This is a genomic window from Dyella flagellata, from assembly GCF_030160275.1.
Taxonomy (GTDB): domain Bacteria; phylum Pseudomonadota; class Gammaproteobacteria; order Xanthomonadales; family Rhodanobacteraceae; genus Dyella_B; species Dyella_B flagellata.
This window is the reverse complement of the sequence record NZ_BSOA01000039.1, coordinates 41,758-58,582: the sequence shown is the minus strand read 5'-3', so window position 1 is coordinate 58,582 and position 16,825 is coordinate 41,758. Positions and strand designations below refer to the sequence as shown.

The following is a 16,825-nucleotide window of genomic DNA, read 5'->3' as shown; positions in this document are numbered from 1 at the left end:
GTGTCCACCATGTCCTCGCACACCCGTCCACCATCTCTCCGGTCCATACAGGCCAGCAAAGAGAAGTGACTCGGGCGCTTGCGTCCGAAAGCGCCGCAGGCAATGCAGCACGGTGGCGACATGCAACAAAAGTACGACGACAAAACGGGGGCCGTTGGGGCACACACCCCAACCCGTTACGCCGGCACCATTGCCCCCTGCGTCTGCACCAACGCGCGATACCCCCTCGGCGTCATCCCCACCGTCGCCTTGAACTGACGTGCAAACGCACTCTGGTCGACAAAACCGCATGCCACGCCAATCGATGCCACACTGTCGTCGGTGTGCAGCATGCGCATCGCCGCTTCGATGCGCAGCTTGGTCAGCACCTGCTGCGGCGTAAGCTGGAAGACACGGCGGAAATGCCGTTCGAACTGCGCAATCGAAAGTTCGGCCTGCTCGGCCAGCGCCTGGATACGAACGCCGTCGCCGTAATGTTCCTGCATATAGGCCAGCACGCGCTTCAGACGATCGTAAACCGGATGACGCCCATCCGGCATGCCCAGATCCCGCGATATACCCACTACGCCGCAAATCTTGCCGCGTGAACGCAATGGACGCTTGCAGGTAAGGCACCACCCAGGCGCGCGATTGGCGAAGATATGCACTTCCAGCTGGTTCTCGATGACCTCGCCATTGAGTACGCGCAAATCCTGCGCGGCATAGGAACCGCCCATCGTAGTCGGAAACAGTTCGGTGACATCCTTGCCGATCACCTCGCTGCGCTGCTTGAGGCCAAGACGGCGCACCAGCGTCAGATTGGCGTGCGTGTAACGCCCCTCCATATCCTTCACAAAGAACACGACATCCGGCAAGACGTCGAACAAGGGCTCCAACTCATCGGCAGAAATCTTCATGGCGACCAGGTGCATACCGGCAAAGAATGACTACAAACGGCTGCACGATCGTGCAGTCCAGACGCTGCATCTTAAGGGCTATTTCACAGGTCAGCGCAAGTGCCTCGCCAGTAATGTGCTATAGCATGGCAAATGCATTATGCAAAATTGCGCATGCAAAGACGGCAAGTTGTTCTAGCCTTTCATGCCTGCGCAAAGTGTTTACCCGTGCGTGCATCGTTTGTGCGCAAATGTGCTTGCGAGATGGCTGAAATGCTCAATACATCGCATTTCAGCAAGCGTAATTTGTCAGCATGGACGTTCGTAGTCTCCCCAGGCGCGAAAGTGGGAGCACAAGGAGGTGCTCTTTTTTTTCAGTCACAACAAACGCCACGGCAGACTTTTGTTTCAACCGAAAGCATCCAAGCGTATCGGTGCCAGCGGCAGCAGGCGCGCGTCTTCCAGCGCCGCCATGCGATGCCCTATTCCAGCCAGATACGCCTGATGCGTGGCAAACGCCATGAATGATGCAACGCTCTGTTGCCGAACCAGCATGGCCATGTCCCATCGCTCTTCGGACGGCCCGATCAGGAAAGGGCCTCCATCGCCAAGAAACAACAGTTCGCCGCCGCTTTCGCGCAAATACGGCAGCGTGTGCTCGATGTAACGCTGAAAGGCTTGCGCGCCGCTGATGGCTGCGGCGGGCGCCAAATTCGGTGTCGCCGAATAATCGGCCACGGCGCGAAAGCGCAGCAGGTTGAGCATCACGACGCCGCCTTGCCATGGCCTCGCCATGAAGGCGCGCCCCGCTTCCCGCGTCGGTTCCAGATAGTGGCTCATGGGCGCCGTCCTTTCATTCGGTGAATGCCAACTGCGCGGCGTAATCGCGCACATCGCCAGGCCAAGCAGCGATCAGTTCGCCAAACTTCGCGGCATCGTTGGCGAACAAGGCGCGCGTGGCTTCTTCGAAAGCAGGCCTGTCGCCGGCCATGGCCGACATGAAGTGATAGGCGCGCTCCTGCCGCGCGCGTGCCTTGTCGCGTTCGCCGTGGGTACGACGCGCCTCGTCCACCAGTTTGCGCAGCGCTACCGAAGGGCCGCCTGGTTGGGCGGCAAGCCATTCCCAATGCCTCGGCAGCAGGGTGACCTCGCGCGCAATGACGCCCAGCTTGGGACGTCCCCTGCCCCTGGGCGCATCGGGACCCGCATCAGGCTTGTCCTCTTCGACGGCGGCAACTGGGAAGTAACGGGCAAGCACCTCTTCGTCGGAACCACGCATGTCGACGTCGATGGAACGTCCCGTACCGTCATCAAAGATCAGGATCGGCTTGGCATTCGCTCGCTCGGCGGCAAGCTTGACCGCCAGCGCCACGACGTGCAGCGGCCCGGATGCAAGGCGTCGGTCGCCCTGAAAACTGGTGTAGGAAACGGAGGGTGCGGGGCTACTCATGCGGGTGCTCCTTGGAAGGCACCAAATATTACCCGGGTAAAAATATCGAATGCAATATCACCCGGGTAAAATTACCGATGCCCGCACAAAAAAAAGGCCGCCTCGGGGGCGGCCTCTTTGCTTCGGATGTCCCGGCTCAGATCCGGCTTTGCGTGGCCGGATCCCCCACCTTGGCTCCAGCATCGCTACGCGGCGGCGGCGGCGGCACCGAACTGGACGGCGTGGTCTTGGACCAGTCCGCCGGCGGGCCCGGTATGCGGCCAGCCATGATGTCGTCGATCTGTCGTGCATCGATCGTTTCGTACTGCAGCAACGCATCGGCCATCAGGTGCAGCTTGTCGATGTTCTCGGTCAGCAACTGCTTGCTGCGGCCGTAGGCGCGGTCGAGGATCTCGCGCACCACTTCATCGATCTTGCGTGCGGTCTCGTTGGAGACGTTCTTGTGCTGGGTCACCGAACGCCCGAGGAACACTTCGTCCTCTTCCTCGCCATAGGTCACCGGACCGAGTTCGTTCGACAGGCCCCATTTGGTGACCATGTTGCGCGCCATCTTGGTCGCGCGCTCGATGTCGTTGGAGGCGCCGGTGGTGACCTTGTCGAGGCCGAAAATCAGCTCTTCCGCAACACGGCCACCGTACAGCGAGCACAATTGCGACTCGATCGCGGTCTTGTTCATGCTGTACTTGTCGCCTTCGGGCAAGTACATGGTGACGCCTAGCGCGCGGCCACGCGGAATGATCGTCACCTTGTAGACCGGATCGTGCTCGGGCACCAGGCGGCCGACGATGGCGTGACCGGCTTCGTGATAGGCGGTGAGCTTCTTTTCGTCCTCGCTCATCGCCATCGAACGGCGCTCGGTACCCATCAGTATCTTGTCGCGCGCCTTGTCCATATGCGTCATGCGCACTTCGCGGGCGTTCTCGCGCGCCGCGAACAAGGCCGCCTCATTGACGAGGTTGGCCAGGTCCGCGCCGGAGAAGCCCGGCGTGCCGCGCGCGATCACCATCGGCTCTACGTCGCTGGCGATCGGCACCTTGCGCATGTGCACCTTGAGGATCTGCTCGCGGCCCTTCACGTCCGGCAGGCCGACCACCACCTGGCGATCGAAGCGACCGGGACGCAGCAGCGCCGGATCGAGCACGTCCGGGCGGTTGGTCGCCGCGATGACGATGATGCCCTCGGTGCCTTCGAAGCCGTCCATTTCCACCAGCAGCTGGTTGAGCGTCTGCTCGCGCTCGTCGTGACCGCCGCCCAGGCCGGCGCCACGATGGCGGCCCACCGCATCGATTTCGTCGATGAAGATGATGCACGGGGCGTGCTTCTTGGCCTGGTCGAACATGTCGCGCACGCGCGAGGCGCCCACGCCGACAAACATCTCGACGAAGTCGGAACCGGAGATCGAGAAGAACGGCACCTTGGCCTCGCCGGCGATCGCCTTGGCGAGCAGGGTCTTGCCGGTACCGGGCGGACCGACCATCAGCACGCCGCGCGGAATCTTGCCACCGAGGCGCTGGAACTTGCCCGGGTCGCGCAGGAACTCGACCAGTTCGCCGACCTCCTCCTTGGCTTCGTCGCAGCCGGCCACGTCGCTGAAATTGACCTTGACCTGGTCCTCACCCTGCAGCTTGGCGCGCGAACGGCCGAAGCTCATCGCGCCGCGCCCGCCGCCGCCCTGCTGCATCTGGCGCATGAACCAGATGAAAACGCCCACGATGAGGATGACCGGCAGCCAGTTCACCAGCAGGCCGATCAGCGAAAAGCCGGTACCGGAATCCTGGGTGACGGTGACGTTCTTGTCCTGCATCTGCTTCACCACCGAATTGGTGGAGAAGCCGAGCACCGGCGCGACCGTGCGGTAGTTGCTGCCGTCCTTCAACTTGCCGTTGATGGTGGCCGGGTTTTCGGCGCTGATGTTGGCAGTGGCGACATTGCCGCTATCCACACTCTGCACGAAGCTGCTGTAAGGCAGGTCCGAAGAGGCGCCACCGTGCGGGTTGAAGCTCTGGAACACGGTGATCAAGACCACGGCGATCACCAGCCAGAGCAACAAAGTTTTCCATGTTTCGTTCATGCGCGGTTCTCGCCAGTTTGCCTGCCATCCGATTTGAACCCGGTGGCCAGCGCGTACACCTCACGCGAACGCGCACGTGAGGCCTTGGGTTTACGCATACTTACGCGCGAGAAGTCAGCGCGCAAGCTACGCAAGTAATCGTCGAAGCCTGTTCCCTGGAACAACTTGATTAGAAACGCTCCACCAGGCCTGAGCCAGTGCCTGCTGAAATCAAGCGCCAGTTCCGCCAGGTCCATCGCCCGGATCTGGTCGGCCAGTGCCACTCCACTCATATTGGGGGCCATGTCCGACAGCACAAGATCGACTTTCCCGCCATCCAGACGCTGCTCCAACGCCCGCAGAACGCTTTCTTCACGGAAATCGCCCTGCAGGAAATCAACGCCGGCAATACCCTGCATGGGCAGGATATCCAGCGCGACCACAGTACCACTATCGCCCAGGCGCTGCCGGACCAGCTGCGACCAGCCGCCGGGGGCCGCGCCCAGGTCGACCACGCGCATGCCCGGCTTCAGCAGATGGTCGCGATCGACCAGCTCTTCCAGCTTGAACACGGCGCGCGAACGCAGGCCTTCGGCCTGGGCTTTCTTGACATAGACATCGTCGAAATGCTCCCGCAGCCAGCGGGAACTGCTCTTGCTGCGAGGCATGGGTCGTCAAACGGACCGGGAACAGGGGGTGGACATGATACCCTTTAAGATTAGCTTGCAGTGCATCGAGACTGAACGCATGCCCCTATCTCCCTCACAGAAGCGCTATCTGCGCAGCCTCGCCCACGACCTCCATCCCGTCATCCTGCTGGGCGCCAAGGGCGCCACCGAGGCAGTGGTGAAGGAGCTGGACCTGGCGCTGTCACATCACGAGCTAGTCAAAGTGAAGCTCTCCGGCGGCGACAAGGAAGAGCGCGAAGAGCAGATCCGCATCCTGCTCGAAGGCACCAGCGCGGAAAACGTGCAGCAAATCGGGCACACCGTGGTGCTGTTCCGGCGCAACCAGGACGATCCCCGGCTCGCCCTGCCGCGCTGAGGAGGCGTCATGGATCTCTCACTGGACCGTCCGGGCGAGTACTTGTTCGTTCGCCGCGTGACCGAACGCAGCATCACGGTGGTCGATCGTGAACTCACCGACAGCTTCCTGCTGTCGCCCGAACGCGCGGTGGAACAGTGGCCCGTCACCCAGGCGCAGGCGCTGACCGAGCATCACGTCGGGGACGTACTGGCGTTGAATCCCGAACTGGTGCTGCTCGGTACCGGTGCTCGCCAGCAGTTTCCGCCGGCCGCCTTCATGGCCGGGTTTCTGCGCAAAGGCATCGGGATCGAAGTGATGGACAACGCGGCCGCGGCGCGTACGTATGACCTGCTCGCTGGCGAAGGACGGCGCGTAGTGGCCGCATTCCTGCTACCGGCGGCCTGAGCGCGTAGGCTGGGATGACAATCCCAGCTTCCACCTGGCATCCGGATGCTGGGATTGCCATCCCAGCCTACCCCGAGCGGTAAGGGCTGGGGTGAGGGGCCAAGCTGGCGCAAAGCGCTGTCTGGCCAAGATGCGCCGACAGCTGTTTGTCGCCCGATGGTCCCCTCACCCCAGCCCTCTAAAGCTTCAACGCGACGGCAGATACTCCAGCGGATCCACCGGATTGCCATCCTTGCGTATCTGGAACTGCAACTCGTCGCGCGTACTGCCACTGGAACCCATTTCGGCAATCTGCTGCCCGGCTTTAACCTGCTGCCCTTCCGTCACCAGCCGCTTGCGATTGTGGCCATAGGCGGAAAGAAAGCTGTCGTTGTGCTTGATGATGATCAGCTCGCCATAACCAACCAGGCCGTTGCCGCTGTACACCACCGTGCCATCCGCAGCGGCAACGACCGAATCGCCCTGCTTGCCGGCGATGTCGATGCCCGGTATCGCTGCGCCAGACTGGAAACGGCCGACCACCTGGCCGGATGCCGGCCAGCGCCACTTCACGCCTCCGGCCGTGCGCGTACTGCCGCTGCTCGCAGCAACAACCGGCGTTGCTGCGGTGGCCACCGCAGGCGACGGATTGCTGGGAGCAGGCACCGGCACAGCGGTCGGCGGTGGCAAGGGGTGCGCTGCCGCCACGGGGGCGGCGGCTGAACTTGCATGAGCAGGCGACGTAGCCGCCGCAGGCTTGGTCTCGACGGTCTGGAACACCGGAGCTGTTGTTGCAGGCTCTGGTCCCTTGACGGCAACGGGCGGCGACACGTGCACGGCGGCAGGTTCTGCCCCATGACCCGGTAACTTCAGCGACTGCCCCGGCCAGATCGTGTACGGCGGCGCGATGCCATTCAACTTGGCCACATCGCGAAAATCGGTGCCGTTGCGGAAGGCGATGGAATAGAGCGTATCGCCCTTTACTACTGTGTAAGTACCGGCCGGCGCTGCCGAAGGTGCTGGACGGGCGCTACTCGGCGCGCCCGGCGGCGGCTGCACCACCACCGTGCTGCAACCGGCCAGAGCCAAAGCTATAACGGCCAATGCGGAGCATCGCGTCAATCCATTCATGCGCGCCAGCATAGCGAGGTCCCCCAGAGTTTTCATGCGATCGACACGCAACGATCGCCAACCGTTAATGCTTGATCGCCCACCAGGCGGCAAGCGCCGCCAAAGCCAGCAATGCAGCCCAACCGATCCATTCGATGTGCTTGTGCAGGACCCGCTCCGCACGTTCGCCGAACAAGCGGATCAGCAGCGCCAACACCCAGACGCGCTTGCCGCGTCCGAGCAGGATGCACACCAGGAACGGCATCACCGGCACCCCGACGATGCCCGAGGCCCAGGTGACGAACTTCATCGGCACCACTGGCTGCAATGCCGCAAGCATCAATACCAGCATCAGTTCCAGCCAATGCTGGTTCATCTGCGCGCGCAGGCTTTCGACGCCGCGTTCGATCGAATCGTACAGGTGCAGCGACTGCAGCATCGGCGTGAGCGCATGGAAGGCCCAATGGCCAAGCGCATAGCCCACCAATGAACCGAGCAGCGAGAACAGCAGGCTCAGGTTCGCGTAGAAAAAAGCGCGATGTCGCTTGCCCAGCATCATCGGCGCCAGCATCACTTCCGGCATGATCGGAAAGATGAAGGCCTCCACGAAACTCAGGCCGCTAAGGTAATAGACCGCACGACGGTCGCGCGCCCATACCAGTACGCGCGCATAAAGCGTTCCAAAGAGCCGCATCAGCCGATACCGCCCAGCAAGGGTACGAAACTGACCGCCGCCAACTCTTCCTGCATGAAATCGCCCTTTCCATCGCCGCGCATGCGGATCAAGGTTTGACTGCTGGGGGAGCCGACCGGCGCGACCAGCACGCCGTCCGGAGCCAGTTGATCGAGAACCTGGGAGGGAATCGCATCCCCGGCCGCGGTGAGAATGATGGCATCGAACGGCGCCTCGGCCGGCCAGCCAAGCTTGCCGTCGTCGTGGCGCGAACGAATATTGTCGCAGCCCAGCTGACGGAAGCGCCGGCGTGCCTGGCGCAACAACTCCTCGATGCGCTCCACGGTGTAGAGCTGCGGCACCAGCTGCGACAACACCACCGCCTGGTAACCGGAGCCGGTGCCGATCTCCAGCACTTTTTGCGGGCGCCCGGACTTGGCATCGAACGGCTCCAGCAAGGCCTCGGTCATGCGCGCCACCACCCATGGCTGGGAGATGGTCTGACCGTGGCCGATCGGCAGCGCCGTGTTTTCATAAGCGCGCGAATGCAGCGCCTGATCGATGAAATGATGCCGCGGCAGATTGCGCATCACGTCCAGCACGCGCTGGTTGCGAATGCCCTCTTCCTTCAACTTCGCAATCAGCCGATCGCGCGCGCGTTGCGAGGTCATGCCCTCGCCTTTCAAGGCCGATGGCGGCAAGGGATGAATCATGCCGCCTTTCCGTTGGCTTGATCGCCCATTTCTTCGCTCAACGCGCTCACCCAGCTGCCGACCTTTTCCAGTGCCTGGAACCGGGTGAGGTCTACATGGATCGGCGTCACCGAAATGTAGCCGCGCTGCACGGCATCGAAGTCGGTGCCAGGGCCGGCATCTTCCACCTCACCAGCCGGCCCGATCCACCAGATCGGCCTGCCGCGCGGATCACTCTGCTTGATGCAGGGCGCCGAACGGTGGCGCCGGCCCAGGCGCGTCGTTTCAAAGCCGCGAATCTCCTCCCACGGACGATCCGGCACATTCACGTTGAGGATGGTGTCGGCCGGCAGCGGGTCGACCAGCAGGCGCTCCATCAGCAGCAACACCGCCTTGGCCGCCGATTCGTAGTGTTCGCCCTGGTGGTTCTTGCTGACCAGCGACACCGCGATCGCCGGAAAGCCGAGAAAGCGCCCTTCCATCGCCGCCGACACGGTCCCGGAGTAAATGACGTCGTCGCCGAGGTTGGCGGCGTTGTTGATGCCGGAAACCACGATGTCCGGCTCCTCCTCAAGCATGCCCGCCAGCGCAAGGTGCACGCAGTCGGTCGGCGTGCCCACCACGCGGTAGTAGCCGTTGTCCATGCGCGAAACGCGGATCGGCACGTCGAGGGTGAGGGAATTGCTGGCCCCGGAGCGATCCCGGTCCGGCGCCACTACCGTCACTTCGCCGACCGCGCCGAGGCGCTCGGCGAGTACGCGGATGCCCGGTGCATCCACGCCATCGTCATTGCTGACAAGTACTCGCATCATGATCCGTTCAAACTTATGGCCGGCGTGCGCCGCGCAGGCGGCCGCACGCACCTAAGGACCTTGGAGTCTAACCGAGCCGCCCATTTGTTTCACCGGCGTTTTTGCCGATTCGACCCACTTTCTCTTCACCATCGCGACGCCCCTTTCGCTAGGATGACGGCCATGAAACACCGCAAGCCCGCCACCGTGAGCGACGAGGACAGCCGCCTGTTCCGCGACGCCATTGGCGAGATACGCCGGTTCGAACCGGTCGCCCCGCCACCCGAGCTGCCCAAGCCCGAACCGTACCCGCACATGCTGGAGGCGGACGAGGCGGCGGTACCGAGCGAACTACTGGCCTTCGACTTCGACCCCGGCCTGATGGAAGTGGGCGAGGAGCTGAGCTACCTGCGCGACGGCTATCCGCCGAAACTGCTGCGCCAGCTCAAGCGCGGCCAGTTCAGCGTGCAGGACGACATCGATCTGCACCAAATGAATGCCGCCGCGGCACAGGCGACGATCGCGGAGTTTCTTGCGCACGCATCCGCGCAAGGCCTGCACTGCGTGCGTATCGTGCATGGTAAGGGCTTGCGCTCCAAAGCCAGCGGACCGGTGCTGAAGGTGCTGACGGATCGCTTGCTGCGCCGGCGCGATGACGTGATTGCATTCGCTTCCGCACGGCCGATGCAGGGCGGCACCGGCGCCGTGGTGGTACTACTGAAAGGATAGATGATGCCCAAGCTTTTTTCCTACGGCACGCTGCAGCAGGAAAACGTGCAGCTGGCCACCTTCGGCCGCACGTTGGCCGGCCAGCGCGACCAGCTCGCCGGATATGTGCAGACCGAAATTGCGATAAGCGACCCCGAAGTGGTCGCCGCCAGCGGCAAGACCCACCATCCGATCCTGGTCTTTACCGGCCTGCCGACCGATCATGTCAGCGGCACGGTGTTCGACATCACCGACGCTGAGCTGGCGCAAGCCGATGAATACGAAGTCGACGACTACCAGCGCATCGCTGTGACCATGGCCTCCGGAACTCAGGCTTGGGTCTACGTGGACGCGCGCCAGGATATCTCGCATGAGGTCGCGTAGGCTGGGATGGCAATCCCAGCAATTGGGCACGCCGGGATTGCCATCCCAGCCTACAAAACCAGCTCCCGCACGATGACCGTGGCGTACGCGCCAGCTGGCAATTCGAAGTCCAATTGCAGCGCGTCTTGATCCGCCCAACGCCATTGCAAGTCTTTCGGAAGCAGACGCAACGGACGGCGCTCCTGATCCATCCGCGCAGCCGCCAGCCCGGCGGCGAGATCGGCATGCTGTGCGGCAACACCGCGCTCCAACTCACCTGCGGCTGCGCAGGTCGGTGGCTCGCCTTGTCCCCATAGCGGGCCGGAGGGATGGATATCGCCTTGCGCCAGGCGCGCGGCAAGCGTGTCGTCGAACGGTTCCGGACCAAACCACGAGCGCGAACCGGCCAGCGACCAGATTTCGCCTTCCAGGGGCTGGTCCCAAGCATTGCGCTCAACGCGCGCGGCGAGCACGCAGTTGAAAACGTGCGAGCGCGCAGCGGATAGCAGGATCGAGCGCTTGTCGCGATCCACGCGGCGACCGGCAAACATCGCACGCGCCTGCGCAACATTGCCGCCCTCGCGCCCGAAACGCTGCTCGCCGAAGTAATTGGGCACACCACGGGCTGCGATGGCTTGCAGCACTTGTTCCGCGCGTGAACGATCGCCTTGGACATCGCGTAGCACCAACACGAAGCGATTGCCGCGCAAGGCGCCGCGCTTGAGTTTGCGCTTGTGGCGCGTGCTGCTCAGCACTTTCACTTCAGCGTGTGGAAAGGCGCTCCAGTCCGGATCGGCCTTGCCTGGCAATTGCACGGTGAAGGCTTGCCGTGTCACCGCGTGGCGGTCTTTCAAGCCTGCATAGCCGACGTTCATCGGCGACACGCCGGCGTAGCGCGCCAATTCACGGGCCACCCAGTCGGTGTTGGCTTCACGCTTTTCCACCCACAGCAAAGCGTGCTCGCCTTCGCCGTCGGCTTCGTAGCCGAGGATTTCTTCGACGCGGAAGTCTTCGGGGGTGCTGCGCAGGTTTGCCGTCAAAGGCGGCGTGCCGTAGGCGCGAGGCAATTCGGATTCATCAGAACTCATGCGTAACCCGATGTAGCTCCCTCCCCTGCTTACAGGGGAGGGTTGGGGTGGGGTTGCTTGCGCTTGAGGCACAGCATGAACTCGCCGCGAGTGTGGGGGCTTCACCCCACCCCAGCCCTTCCCTACTGCACGTAGGGGAGGGAGCGGTTTGCCGCAACGCAAACATCGTCAATTACTGCTTGTACCGGCAGCCGCCGGCGCAGCCGTACTCGCCGCCGGTTTCGGCACCACCTGGTAAAACGTCTCGCCCGGTTTGATCAAGCCCAGCTCGCCGCGAGCACGCGCTTCCACCGCCTGCTCGCCGTGCTTGAGATCGCTCACATCAGCGGCAAGCGCCTGGTTGCGCTGGGTGAGCTTGTCGTTCTCGTCCTGCTGTTTCTTTACCGCGGCACGCAAATTGGTCACCTCGGCCATGCCGCCATGATTGGACCACAGCTCGAGCTGCAGCCCAATCAGCATCAGTAGCAGGATCAAGGCGACCCAACGCAACATGGCTTACGGCAAGACCTCGCTCAAGCAGGCAAATGGGACAGGTTCGGGAACGCGTCGCGACCGGCGTAGCGCGCGGCAGAACCCAGTGCCTCTTCGATGCGCAGCAGCTGGTTGTACTTGGCCACGCGATCGGTACGGCACAGCGAACCGGTCTTGATCTGCGTTGCGGTGGTGGCCACGGCGATGTCGGAGATGGTGGTGTCTTCGGTTTCGCCAGAGCGATGCGACACGATCGCCGCATACTTGGCCTGGTCGGCCATGTATATGGCTTCCAGCGTTTCGGACAGCGTGCCAATCTGGTTCACCTTGATCAGGATCGCGTTGGCGATTTTCTTGTCGATGCCTTCGCGGAAGATCGAAGGGTTGGTGACGAACAGGTCGTCGCCGACCAGCTGCACCTTGTTGCCGATCTTGTCGGTGAGCAGCTTCCAGCCATCCCAATCGCCTTCGGCCATGCCGTCTTCGATGGTGACGATCGGATACTGCTGCGCCCAGCTGGCCAGCAGGTCGACGAACTGCGCCGGTGCGTAGACCTTGCCCTCGCCTTCCAGATCGTACTTGCCGTCCTTGAAGAACTCGGAGCTGGCGACGTCCAGGCCCAGCAGGATTTCGCTGCCGACCTTGTAGCCGCTCTTGTTCACCGCTTCGAGGATGGTGTCGAGCGCTTCGATGTTCGAACGCAGGTTCGGCGCGAAGCCGCCTTCGTCACCCACCGCGGTATTCAGGCCCTTGCCCTTGAGCACGCTCTTGAGCGCATGGAAGATTTCCGTACCGGCGCGCAGCGCCTCGGCAAAGCTCGGCAAACCCACCGGCAGCACCATGAATTCCTGCACGTCGACATTGTTGTCAGCGTGCGCACCGCCGTTGATGATGTTCATCATCGGCACCGGCAAAGCGCCCGGCTTGCCATGCGAGAGGTACTTCCACAGCGGCTCGTGACGCGACGCGGCCACCGCATGCGCGGCAGCCATCGAGACGCCGAGCAGTGCGTTCGCACCGAGGCGGCCCTTGTTCGGCGTGCCGTCGAGTTCGATCAGCTTCTTGTCCAGGCCTTTCTGGTCCGCCGCATCGAAGCCCTTCAGTGTGGCGGCGATTTCGCCGTTGACGTTGCCGACCGCCTTGTTCACACCCTTGCCCAGATAACGCGACTTGTCGCCATCGCGCAGCTCCACCGCTTCACGCGTGCCGGTCGATGCGCCGCTGGGTACAGCCGCGCGGCCGAAAGCGCCGCCTGCCAGCGTTACTTCGGCTTCGAGCGTGGGATTGCCGCGGGAATCGAGAATCTCACGGGCGTGGATATGGGTGATCTGCGTCGTCATTAAGTGATGCCCCTAATCGATTAGTACTTGGAGAGCCAAAACGCGAAGGCCGCGATAGCCACGAACAGCGCCGCGACTATCAACGCGCGGCGTACCCTCAGCTTACAGGGTGTTCTCGAGAAAACCGTGGCGCTTGCTGACCTGATCTAGCTCGAACAGTGTTTCCAGCAGCGCCTCCATCTTACCTAGCGGCCATGCATTAGGCCCATCGCTGAGCGCCTTGTCCGGATCCGGATGCGTTTCCGCGAACAGGCCGGCGATGCCCACCGCCACCGCCGCGCGCGCCAGCACCGGCACGAATTCGCGCTGGCCGCCGGAACTGGTGCCCTGCCCGCCCGGCAACTGCACCGAATGGGTGGCGTCGAAGACCACCGGGCAGCCGGTTTCGCGCATCGCGCTCAGCGAGCGCATGTCGGAAACCAGATTGTTGTAGCCGAAGCTGGCGCCGCGTTCGCACACCAAGATAGCGTCGTTGCCGACGGCCTTGGCCTTGGCCACCACGTTCTTCATGTCCCAAGGCGCGAGGAACTGGCCCTTCTTGATGTTCACCGGCTTGCCGGCGCGGGCCACGTTCTGGATGAAATCGGTCTGGCGGCACAGGAAGGCCGGCGTCTGCAGCACATCCACCACCGCGGCCACTTCATCCATCGGCGTGTATTCGTGCACGTCGGTAAGCACCGGCACGCCCACCTGCCGCTTCACCTCGCCCAGGATGCGCAGGCCTTCTTCCATGCCGGGCCCGCGAAAGCTGCCGCCGGAAGAGCGGTTCGCCTTGTCGAAGCTGGATTTGAAAATGAAGTTGACGCCGAGCCGGCCGGTGATTTCCTTCAGCTTGCCGGCGGTATCGATCTGCAGTTGCTCGGACTCCACCACGCAAGGACCGGCGATCAGGAAGAACGGCTGGTCCAGGCCGACGTCGAAACCACACAACTTCATGCAACCGACTCCTTCGTCGCCAGCTTTTCACCATCGCGCACAACCCTGAACTCCCGCGCGGCGCGCACGAAGCCGATGAACAGCGGATGGCCGTCACGCGGCGTCGACGTGAATTCCGGATGCGCCTGGCAGCCGAGGAACCACGGATGCTGTTGCAGCGGCAGCTCGACGATTTCCACCAGCAGGTCGTCCATCGACTTGCCGGAGATCACCATCCCCAAGTCCTCGAACGCCTGGCGATAGCGGTTGTTGAATTCGTAGCGATGACGATGACGCTCGCGCACGATGTCCTGGCCGTACAGCTGGCGCGCCAGCGTGCCGGCCTTGAGGCGGCATTCCTGCGCGCCCAGGCGCATCGTGCCGCCGAGATCGGAGCGTTCGTTGCGCTGCTCCACTTCGCCGGTCGCCGTGGTCCATTCGGTGATCAAGCCGATCACCGGGTTGGGTGTGTGGCGGTCGTTCTCGCTGGAATCGGCGTCGCCGAGGTTGGCCACGTTACGCGCGAAATCCACCACCGCCGCATGCATGCCATAGCAAATGCCGAAATACGGCACCCCGTGTTCACGCGCATATTTGGAGGCCAGGATCTTGCCCTCGAAGCCGCGCTTGCCGAAGCCGCCGGGCACCAGGATCGCGTCGACCCCGCTCAGCACGCTGGCCGCGCCTTCCGCCTCGATCTGTTCGGAATCGATCCACTTCAGGTTTACGCGCGTCTGCTGCTTGATCCCGCCGTGGCGCAAGGCCTCGCCGAGAGACTTGTAAGCGTCCTTGTGCTCCACATATTTGCCGACGATGGCGACGGTGACCTCGTCCTTCGGGTGCTCGACCGCCTCCACCGTGCGCTGCCAGCCGGATAGGTCGGCCGGCTTGGCGTCCAGGCCCATCTTCTTCACGACGATGTCGTCCAGGCCCTGCTGGTGCAGCCACAGCGGCTGCTTGTAGATGATGTCCACGTCGGCCGCACTGATCACGGCCTGCTCCGGCACGTTGGTGAACAGCGCGATCTTGCGACGCTCGCTGTCCGGCAACGGCTGCTCGCAGCGGCACAGCAGGATGTCCGGCTGGATACCGATCGAGCGCAGCTCCTTCACCGAATGCTGGGTCGGCTTGGTTTTGATTTCGCCGGCGGCCTTGATGTACGGCACCAGGGTCAGGTGCATGAACAGGCACTTCTCCGGACCGTGCTCGATACGCAGCTGGCGGATCGCCTCCAGGAAGGGCTGGGACTCGATGTCGCCCACCGTGCCGCCGATCTCGACCAGGGCCACGTCGAAGCCGCGGGTGGCTTCGTGGATGCAGTGCTTGATCTCGTCGGTGATGTGCGGGATCACCTGAACGGTGGCGCCCAGGTAGTCGCCGCGGCGCTCCTTGCGGATCACCGATTCGTAGATCTTGCCGGTGGTGATGGAATTCTTGCCGGTGAGGCGGGTGTGGACGAAGCGCTCGTAATGGCCCAGATCCAGATCGGTCTCCGCGCCGTCGTCGGTCACGTAGACCTCGCCGTGCTGGAACGGACTCATGGTGCCCGGATCCACATTGATGTAGGGATCGAGCTTCATCATGGTGACCGAGAGGCCCCGGGCCTCCAGAATGGACGCGAGCGACGCCGCCGCGATGCCCTTGCCAAGCGAGGACACCACACCGCCAGTGACGAAAATCAGGGGGGTCATGGAAAGCAGCCGTGCTGGAAATCAGCATTTTAGCGGCAGATCGTTCCCGCCGCGAGATGGCTGCGCTCAAACCGCATAAAAAAGTAGGCTGGGATGGCCATCCCAGCATTCGGAACCGGCCAGAAAGCTGGGATTAGCATCCCAGCCTACGTCCGATCCCGCCGCGGCGGGCGGGATCGCGAACAGAGGCCCTTAGCCGATGCTCGAGGACGTTGACTGCATCATCGGATGCATCATGTACAGGTTCATGTTGTGCATCACCCACAGCGAACCCACCACCACGATGGCGATGATGAGCAGGGTGAACACACCGATCGACAGATTGTCGCGCTGCCCCGGCGCGGCGCTCATGTGCAGGAAGAACGCCAGTTGCACCAGCAACTGCGCAACGCAGAACACCACGATACCCGGCACCACCAGGTGCTGCGGCACCGCCCCGCTCATCACGCAGCCGAACGACAGCAGCGTAAGAATCAGCGACAGCGCGAAACCGACGGTATAACTCTTCAGACTGCCGTGGGCGCTGTGCTGGTGGGCGTCAGAATGACCATGCTGGCTCGACATCTTCAGAGCACTCCGAACAAATAGACAAAACTGAACACGCAGATCCACACCAGGTCCAGGAAGTGCCAGAACAGGCTCAGGCACGACAGGCGGCGCTGCACGGCATCGGTGAGGCCGAACTTGCCCACCATCACCATCATCGTCACCAGCCAGATCAGGCCGGAGGTGACGTGCAGGCCGTGCGTACCGACCAGGCCGAAGTAGGCCGAGAGGAAGGCGCTGCGGCTCGGACCGGCATGCTCGAACACGATCAGGTGATGGAATTCGTAGACTTCCATGCCCACGAAGCCGGCGCCGAACAGGAAAGTCACGAACAACCACGCGATCACCTTGCCGCGCTTGCCGGCATGCATATTCAGCATGGCCAGGCCGAAGGTGAAGCTGCTGATCAGCAGCAGCATGGTTTCGCCGAACACGAACTTCAGGTCGAACAGCTCCTTGCCGCTCGGGCCACCGGCAGTGGCATGCCCCAGCACGGCGAACGTAGCGAACAGGCCCGAAAAGATCAGGCAGTCACTCATCAGGTAGATCCAGAAACCCAGCAGGGTCTTGGAGCCGTCGTCGTGATGCTCGTGCTCGTGGGCGCCGCCGTGTGGGAGGACGCCGTGGTTAGCGGTAATTGCGGTACTCATGG

20 protein-coding genes are annotated in these 16,825 nt (G+C 62.9%); 4 read left to right on the top strand and 16 right to left on the bottom strand.

Annotated elements, in window-relative coordinates; genetic code table 11:
• Positions 1-176: 176 nt before the first annotated feature.
• The 5 genes from QQJ96_RS16315 to rlmE form a co-directional block, all read right to left on the bottom strand.
• Entirely contained in the window at positions 177-911 is a 735-nt protein-coding gene (locus QQJ96_RS16315) for an AraC family transcriptional regulator (protein ID WP_284333080.1), read from the bottom strand.
• Between the two features lie 372 nt (positions 912-1,283).
• Positions 1,284-1,715: a DUF1330 domain-containing protein gene (locus tag QQJ96_RS16310; RefSeq protein ID WP_284333079.1), complete on the bottom strand. Its 432-nt coding sequence runs from the start codon at positions 1,713-1,715 to the stop codon at positions 1,284-1,286.
• Positions 1,716-1,728: 13 nt separating this feature from the next.
• On the bottom strand, positions 1,729-2,325 hold the full coding sequence (locus tag QQJ96_RS16305) for a DUF2239 family protein (RefSeq protein WP_284333078.1): 597 nt from the start codon (positions 2,323-2,325) through the stop codon (positions 1,729-1,731).
• Positions 2,326-2,461: 136 nt separating this feature from the next.
• Complete coding sequence (gene ftsH, locus QQJ96_RS16300) at positions 2,462-4,396, bottom strand: ATP-dependent zinc metalloprotease FtsH (protein ID WP_284333077.1); 1,935 nt, start codon at positions 4,394-4,396, stop codon at positions 2,462-2,464.
• Positions 4,393-5,043, bottom strand: a complete 651-nt coding sequence (gene rlmE, locus QQJ96_RS16295; protein ID WP_284333076.1) for a 23S rRNA (uridine(2552)-2'-O)-methyltransferase RlmE — start codon at positions 5,041-5,043, stop codon at positions 4,393-4,395. Before rlmE ends, ftsH begins: the two co-directional genes overlap by 4 nt.
• A gap of 79 nt (positions 5,044-5,122) precedes the next feature.
• Here rlmE and yhbY point away from each other — a divergent pair, with 79 nt between their 5' ends.
• Positions 5,123-5,419: a ribosome assembly RNA-binding protein YhbY gene (yhbY, locus tag QQJ96_RS16290; RefSeq protein ID WP_284333075.1), complete on the top strand. Its 297-nt coding sequence runs from the start codon at positions 5,123-5,125 to the stop codon at positions 5,417-5,419.
• Positions 5,420-5,428: 9 nt separating this feature from the next.
• Positions 5,429-5,806: an Mth938-like domain-containing protein gene (locus QQJ96_RS16285; protein ID WP_284333074.1), complete on the top strand. Its 378-nt coding sequence runs from the start codon at positions 5,429-5,431 to the stop codon at positions 5,804-5,806.
• A 186-nt stretch (positions 5,807-5,992) separates the two neighbouring features.
• On the opposite strand, the gene QQJ96_RS16280 is transcribed toward QQJ96_RS16285, so the two are convergent.
• The 4 genes from QQJ96_RS16280 to surE are packed head-to-tail and all read right to left on the bottom strand — an operon-like array spanning position 5,993 to position 9,069.
• Positions 5,993-6,952 (bottom strand): peptidoglycan DD-metalloendopeptidase family protein, encoded by a 960-nt coding sequence (locus QQJ96_RS16280; RefSeq protein ID WP_284333073.1) that lies wholly within the window; start codon positions 6,950-6,952, stop codon positions 5,993-5,995.
• 28 nt (positions 6,953-6,980) lie between these two features.
• Positions 6,981-7,589, bottom strand: a complete 609-nt coding sequence (locus QQJ96_RS16275) for a YqaA family protein (protein WP_284333072.1) — start codon at positions 7,587-7,589, stop codon at positions 6,981-6,983.
• On the bottom strand, positions 7,589-8,281 hold the full coding sequence (locus QQJ96_RS16270; RefSeq protein ID WP_284333071.1) for a protein-L-isoaspartate(D-aspartate) O-methyltransferase: 693 nt from the start codon (positions 8,279-8,281) through the stop codon (positions 7,589-7,591). Before QQJ96_RS16270 ends, QQJ96_RS16275 begins: the two co-directional genes overlap by 1 nt.
• Positions 8,278-9,069, bottom strand: a complete 792-nt coding sequence (surE, locus tag QQJ96_RS16265) for a 5'/3'-nucleotidase SurE (protein WP_284333085.1) — start codon at positions 9,067-9,069, stop codon at positions 8,278-8,280. Before surE ends, QQJ96_RS16270 begins: the two co-directional genes overlap by 4 nt.
• A gap of 165 nt (positions 9,070-9,234) precedes the next feature.
• Between surE and QQJ96_RS16260 the strand changes: the two genes are divergently transcribed.
• Both QQJ96_RS16260 and QQJ96_RS16255 read left to right on the top strand, forming a co-directional pair.
• Positions 9,235-9,780, top strand: a complete 546-nt coding sequence (locus tag QQJ96_RS16260) for a Smr/MutS family protein (protein WP_284333070.1) — start codon at positions 9,235-9,237, stop codon at positions 9,778-9,780.
• Positions 9,781-10,143: a gamma-glutamylcyclotransferase family protein gene (locus QQJ96_RS16255; RefSeq protein ID WP_284333069.1), complete on the top strand. Its 363-nt coding sequence runs from the start codon at positions 9,781-9,783 to the stop codon at positions 10,141-10,143.
• 50 nt (positions 10,144-10,193) lie between these two features.
• On the opposite strand, the gene truD is transcribed toward QQJ96_RS16255, so the two are convergent.
• The 7 genes from truD to cyoC all read right to left on the bottom strand — a co-directional run bounded on the left by truD (position 10,194) and on the right by cyoC (position 16,823).
• Positions 10,194-11,210, bottom strand: coding sequence for a tRNA pseudouridine(13) synthase TruD (gene truD, locus QQJ96_RS16250; protein WP_284333068.1), 1,017 nt, complete (start codon positions 11,208-11,210; stop codon positions 10,194-10,196).
• Between the two features lie 168 nt (positions 11,211-11,378).
• The gene (gene ftsB, locus QQJ96_RS16245; protein ID WP_284333067.1) at positions 11,379-11,702 is read right to left on the bottom strand and encodes a cell division protein FtsB; all 324 of its coding nucleotides are present in this window, start codon (positions 11,700-11,702) and stop codon (positions 11,379-11,381) included.
• A gap of 20 nt (positions 11,703-11,722) precedes the next feature.
• Entirely contained in the window at positions 11,723-13,021 is a 1,299-nt protein-coding gene (gene eno / locus QQJ96_RS16240) for a phosphopyruvate hydratase (RefSeq protein ID WP_284333066.1), read from the bottom strand.
• A 102-nt stretch (positions 13,022-13,123) separates the two neighbouring features.
• On the bottom strand, positions 13,124-13,957 hold the full coding sequence (gene kdsA / locus QQJ96_RS16235; RefSeq protein ID WP_284333065.1) for a 3-deoxy-8-phosphooctulonate synthase: 834 nt from the start codon (positions 13,955-13,957) through the stop codon (positions 13,124-13,126).
• Complete coding sequence (pyrG, locus tag QQJ96_RS16230) at positions 13,954-15,627, bottom strand: CTP synthase (RefSeq protein WP_284333064.1); 1,674 nt, start codon at positions 15,625-15,627, stop codon at positions 13,954-13,956. Before pyrG ends, kdsA begins: the two co-directional genes overlap by 4 nt.
• Before the next feature lie 192 nt (positions 15,628-15,819).
• Positions 15,820-16,191 carry a cytochrome o ubiquinol oxidase subunit IV gene (gene cyoD, locus QQJ96_RS16225; RefSeq protein WP_284333063.1) on the bottom strand — a complete coding sequence of 124 codons (372 nt, stop codon included), beginning with the start codon at positions 16,189-16,191 and terminating at the stop codon, positions 15,820-15,822.
• A gap of 2 nt (positions 16,192-16,193) precedes the next feature.
• Positions 16,194-16,823 carry a cytochrome o ubiquinol oxidase subunit III gene (gene cyoC, locus QQJ96_RS16220; RefSeq protein ID WP_284333062.1) on the bottom strand — a complete coding sequence of 210 codons (630 nt, stop codon included), beginning with the start codon at positions 16,821-16,823 and terminating at the stop codon, positions 16,194-16,196.
• Positions 16,824-16,825: the final 2 nt, after the last annotated feature.